This window comes from Streptomyces viridosporus, from assembly GCF_002078235.1.
GTDB classification, from domain to species: domain Bacteria; phylum Actinomycetota; class Actinomycetes; order Streptomycetales; family Streptomycetaceae; genus Streptomyces; species Streptomyces viridosporus.
In genome coordinates this window covers 1-4,657 of record NZ_MSGP01000583.1, presented here as the reverse complement: position 1 = coordinate 4,657, position 4,657 = coordinate 1, and the positions used below count along the sequence as shown (strand labels likewise).

Here is a 4,657-nt window from a genome sequence, read left to right as displayed (position 1 = left end):
CGGAGCGCGATCGCGCTCCGGGCCCCTCGTACGTCTCGGTGTGTGTCCCGCCCCGGTGCCGGGCCGGTGTCAGGCGGTCTGGTGGGCGAGCAGCGCCACCGCCGCGACCAGCACCGCCAGCAGTGCGATCAGCGCCATGGGGTTCAGTCCCGCGAAGAAGTTCTCCTGCTGCAGCCGCTCGCGGTTCGCGCGGCACACGGGGCACCGGCCCTCGCTCACGGGCGCGGCGCAGTTCGCGCACACCAGCCGGTCGTACGTCATGCGCTCGCCCTCCTCCCACCGGTTCCATCGACACAACGCCCACGGCCACGTGAACGTTCCCCTTCCACTGTGCCAGGTTCCGCGGTGAACGGCGCGGGCCCCCTGTCATCCCGCCCCCGGCAGGGCGACCGCGCGGACCCGCCGGGCCGCCGTACATCCGTCACAAAGGACACAAGTGGCGCGCAACCCCGGGCGGTGACTGCGGTCCTCCTTCCGCTTCGCGTAAGGTCACGCTCATCTACCCCCGGCTACCCGTGGTGCATCCGTGATCCGATTCGACAATGTGTCCAAGGTCTACCCCAAGCAGAACCGCCCTGCCCTCAGGGATGTCTCCCTGGAGGTCGAGAAGGGCGAGTTCGTGTTCCTCGTGGGGTCCTCCGGCTCCGGAAAGTCCACCTTCCTGCGGCTGATCCTCCGCGAGGAGCGGGCCAGCCACGGGCAGGTGCACGTCCTGGGCAAGGACCTCGCCCGCGTCTCCAACTGGAAGGTGCCGCAGATCCGGCGCCAGCTGGGGACGGTGTTCCAGGACTTCCGCCTGCTGCCGAACAAGACGGTCGCCGAGAACGTCGCCTTCGCGCAGGAGGTCATCGGCAAGTCGCGCGGCGAGATCCGCAAGTCCGTGCCGCAGGTGCTCGACCTCGTCGGCCTCGGCGGCAAGGAGGACCGGATGCCCGGTGAGCTCTCCGGCGGTGAGCAGCAGCGCGTCGCCATCGCGCGGGCCTTCGTCAACCGGCCCAAGCTGCTCATCTGCGACGAGCCCACCGGCAACCTCGACCCGCAGACCTCCGTCGGCATCATGAAGCTGCTCGACCGCATCAACCGGACGGGCACCACCGTGGTGATGGCGACGCACGACCAGAACATCGTGGACCAGATGCGCAAGCGCGTCATCGAGCTGGAGAAGGGCCGCCTCGTCCGCGACCAGGCGCGCGGCGTCTACGGCTACCAGCACTGACCCTCCCCGATCGCGCCCGATCGCGCCCACGGAAAGGCCTGAAGGACCCGCCATGCGCGCCCAGTTCGTCCTGTCGGAGATCGGTGTCGGTCTCCGCCGCAATCTGACGATGACCTTCGCGGTCGTCGTCTCCGTCGCCCTGTCGCTCGCCCTGTTCGGCGGGTCGCTCCTGATGAGCGACCAGGTCAACACCATGAAGGGCTACTGGTACGACAAGGTCAACGTCTCCATCTTCCTGTGCAACAAGAGCGACGCCGCGTCCGACCCCAACTGCGCCAAGGGCGCGGTGACCGAGGACCAGAAGAGCCAGATCAAGACCGACCTGGAGAAGATGTCGGTCGTCGACACGGTCACCCACGAGTCGCAGGACGAGGCGTACAAGCACTACAAGGAGCAGTTCGGCGACTCCCCGCTGGCCAGCTCCCTCACGCCGGACCAGATGCAGGAGTCGTACCGCATCAAGCTGACGGACCCGGAGAAGTACCAGGTCATCGCGACCGCCTTCGACGGGCGTGACGGTGTGCAGTCGGTGCAGGACCAGAAGGGCATCCTGGACAACCTCTTCGGGCTGCTGAACGGCATGAACTGGGCCGCCCGCGCGGTGATGGCGCTCATGCTGGTGGTCGCCCTGATGCTGATCGTGAACACGGTGCGCGTCTCGGCGTTCAGCCGTCGCCGCGAGACCGGGATCATGCGCCTGGTCGGCGCCTCCGGCTTCTACATCCAGGCGCCGTTCATCGCGGAGGCCGCGGTCGCCGGACTCATCGGCGGCACGCTCGCGTGCGGATTCCTGGTGGTCGCGCGGTACTTCATCATCGACCACGGACTGGCCCTGTCGGAGAAGCTGAACCTGATCAACTTCATCGGCTGGGACGCCGTGCTGACGAAGCTGCCGCTCATCCTCGCCACGAGTCTGCTGATGCCGGCGTTGGCGGCGTTCTTCGCGCTGCGCAAGTATCTGAAGGTGTGACTCTTGTCCAGAGGGGGCGTACGGTCAACCGGCCGTACGCCCCTCGGCGTTGTCCTAGACTCACCGGCATGTCAGGCCGTGACCCGTTCTGTCAGCCCCGCCGCGTCCGCCGTGGAGCCGCCCTGACCTTGGTGTTCGCGAGCGTGCTCGTCGCCGGTGCCGCCACCGGCAACCTGCCCGGGTCCGACCGGAGGACCGCGGCCGGCGAGGCCCGTCCCGCCGCGCCCGCAGGACACCACGCGGACGTCACCAGGGCGGCCGAGGAGGCCGTGCGCGAGGGCACCTCCCCCATGGAGGCCGCCGAGCACGCCGTCAGCCGCAGCGGGGACCGCTGGGCCGCCGTCTACTCCCCGGGCGAGTACGAGGAGTTCGAGGACGCCCTGGACGGTCGCTACACCGGTGTCGGCCTGTGGGCCCGTGAGCGGGACGGCCGGATCGAGGTGACGAAGGTCGGCAGCGGCACCCCCGCCGCCGACGCCGGGATCCGCGCGGGCGACCGGCTGCGCAGCGTCGACGGCGAGGAGGTCGACGGGCGCCCCGTCACCGAGGTCGTCTCCCTGCTGCGCGGGGACGGCACCGGTGAGTCCGCCGGCACCACCGTCCGCCTCGGTCTGGAACGCGGCGGGCGCGCGTGGAGCGAGACCCTGCGCCGGACCCGGCTGTCCCGCGACCCGGTGACCGTCCGCGCGTACGCCGACCGGATCACCGTCGTCGAGGTCGCCGCCTTCACCAAGGGCTCCGGCGACGAGGTCCGCACCGCCGTGCGGCGGGCCCCGGCCGACGCCGGGATCGTCCTCGACCTGCGCGGCAACTCCGGCGGCCTGGTCACCGAGGCCGTCACCGCCGCCTCCGCCTTCCTCGACGGCGGCCTGGTCGCCACCTACGACGTCGAGGGCGAGCAGCGCGCCCTGCACGCCGAGCCCGGCGGCGACACCACCAGGCCCCTGGTCGCGCTCGTCGACGGCGGGACGATGAGCGCGGCCGAGCTGCTCACCGGAGCGCTGCAGGACCGCGGACGTGCGGTCGTGGTGGGCTCCCGCACCTTCGGCAAGGGATCGGTCCAGATGCCGACCCCGCTGCCCGACGGCTCCGTCGCCGAGCTGACCGTCGGCCACTACCGCACCCCCTCCGGCCGGAGCGTCGACGGCCGCGGCCTCACCCCCGACGTCGAGGCCGACGAGGAGGAGCTCCGGCGGGCCGAGACGGTCCTGAGCGGACTGGGCCGGTAGCGTTCCGCCGCCGGGTGGGCGATCGGCTTCCCCGAAACCCCCTCCGTAGTGCGAAAATGGGCCGCACTATGGCTAAGGAAAAAGGGCGCAAGCTGATCGCGCAGAACAAGAAGGCGCGGCACGACTACCTCATCATCGACACCTACGAGGCCGGCCTGGTCCTCACCGGGACCGAGGTGAAGTCGCTGCGTCAGGGCAGGGCGTCGCTGGTGGACGGCTTCGTCCAGCTGACCGACCACGAGGCGTGGCTGCACAACGTGCACGTCCCGGAGTACAGCCAGGGCACCTGGACCAACCACAGTGCCCGGCGCAAGCGCAAGCTGCTGCTGCACCGGGAGGAGATCGACAAGCTGGAGTCCAAGTCCCAGGAGACGGGACACACCATCGTGCCGCTCGCCCTGTACTTCAAGGACGGCCGCGCGAAGGTCGAGATCGCGCTGGCCAAGGGGAAGAAGGAGTACGACAAGCGCCAGACGCTGCGTGAGAAGCAGGACCGGCGCGAGGCCGAGCGGGCGATGTCGGCGGTCCGCAGGAAGCAGCGTGCCTGAGCGGGAACACACCGGCGCCGGACGGCGTTGAACCGGGTACCGCGGCGGGGCGACCCGCCGGGGCGGCGGGAGGCCCGCCGGGAATGCGGTGGCACCGTCGGGCGTTGGTCACGTACGATGGCGCCAGCACCTCACAGCGGGTGCGCACCTTGAGAAATCAACATGGGGATGATCGGTTTCGACAGCGGCTGTCGAAGCAGGGGAAGCGTGTCGAGGAAGCGGCCATGATCTCGTAAACCACAGGCCGAAAAAAATAATCGCCAATTCCAAGCGATCCATCTCCCAGGGCGAGCTCGCCCTCGCTGCCTGATCTTCAGGTAGCGAGCAGCGGCTCCCCTACTTAAAGGGAGTGTCAGCCCGGGGGTGTTCCCGACCCGGATCCTGGCATCATTCAGGGAACTAAACCTTGATCCCGGTCACGGGGTGAAGAGGGAAACCACACAGTGACTGGGCCCGTCGGAGACTTGTCGGCGTGATCTCCGGGGCCGAGAAAAGCACAGCCGACTGCGCACGGAGAAGCCCTGGTTCCGCACCGTTGGACGCGGGTTCGATTCCCGCCATCTCCACTCGACCCCATGTGGGCAAAGGCCCCGTCGCCTCGAGCGTCGGGGCCTTTGTCATGCCGGGGCCTTTGTCATATCGGGGTCTTCGTCATGTCGGCGCGTGTCAGGCGGCCGCCCGCGCCGCCGTGCTC

General features: G+C 69.4%; 5 protein-coding genes and 1 other RNA gene. 5 read left to right on the top strand and 1 reads right to left on the bottom strand.

Annotated features, from left to right (window positions below):
* Nucleotides 1-69: 69 nt before the first annotated feature.
* Nucleotides 70-261, bottom strand: a complete 192-nt coding sequence (locus B7L92_RS33410) for a hypothetical protein (RefSeq protein WP_055639109.1) — start codon at nt 259-261, stop codon at nt 70-72.
* Between the two features lie 265 nt (nt 262-526).
* Here B7L92_RS33410 and ftsE point away from each other — a divergent pair, with 265 nt between their 5' ends.
* The 5 genes from ftsE (at nt 527) to ssrA (ending at nt 4,532) form a co-directional block, all read left to right on the top strand.
* Nucleotides 527-1,216, top strand: coding sequence for a cell division ATP-binding protein FtsE (gene ftsE, locus B7L92_RS33405; RefSeq protein ID WP_004987389.1), 690 nt, complete (start codon nt 527-529; stop codon nt 1,214-1,216).
* A 52-nt stretch (nt 1,217-1,268) separates the two neighbouring features.
* A complete protein-coding gene (gene ftsX / locus B7L92_RS33400) occupies nt 1,269-2,186 on the top strand; it encodes a permease-like cell division protein FtsX (RefSeq protein ID WP_081241019.1) in 918 nt (305 codons plus the stop codon).
* Between the two features lie 68 nt (nt 2,187-2,254).
* The gene (locus B7L92_RS33395) at nt 2,255-3,415 is read left to right on the top strand and encodes a S41 family peptidase (protein WP_174704058.1); all 1,161 of its coding nucleotides are present in this window, start codon (nt 2,255-2,257) and stop codon (nt 3,413-3,415) included.
* 68 nt (nt 3,416-3,483) lie between these two features.
* Nucleotides 3,484-3,963, top strand: a complete 480-nt coding sequence (gene smpB / locus B7L92_RS33390) for an SsrA-binding protein SmpB (RefSeq protein ID WP_043494858.1) — start codon at nt 3,484-3,486, stop codon at nt 3,961-3,963.
* 164 nt (nt 3,964-4,127) lie between these two features.
* Nucleotides 4,128-4,532, top strand: a transfer-messenger RNA (tmRNA) gene (ssrA, locus tag B7L92_RS33385).
* Nucleotides 4,533-4,657: the final 125 nt, after the last annotated feature.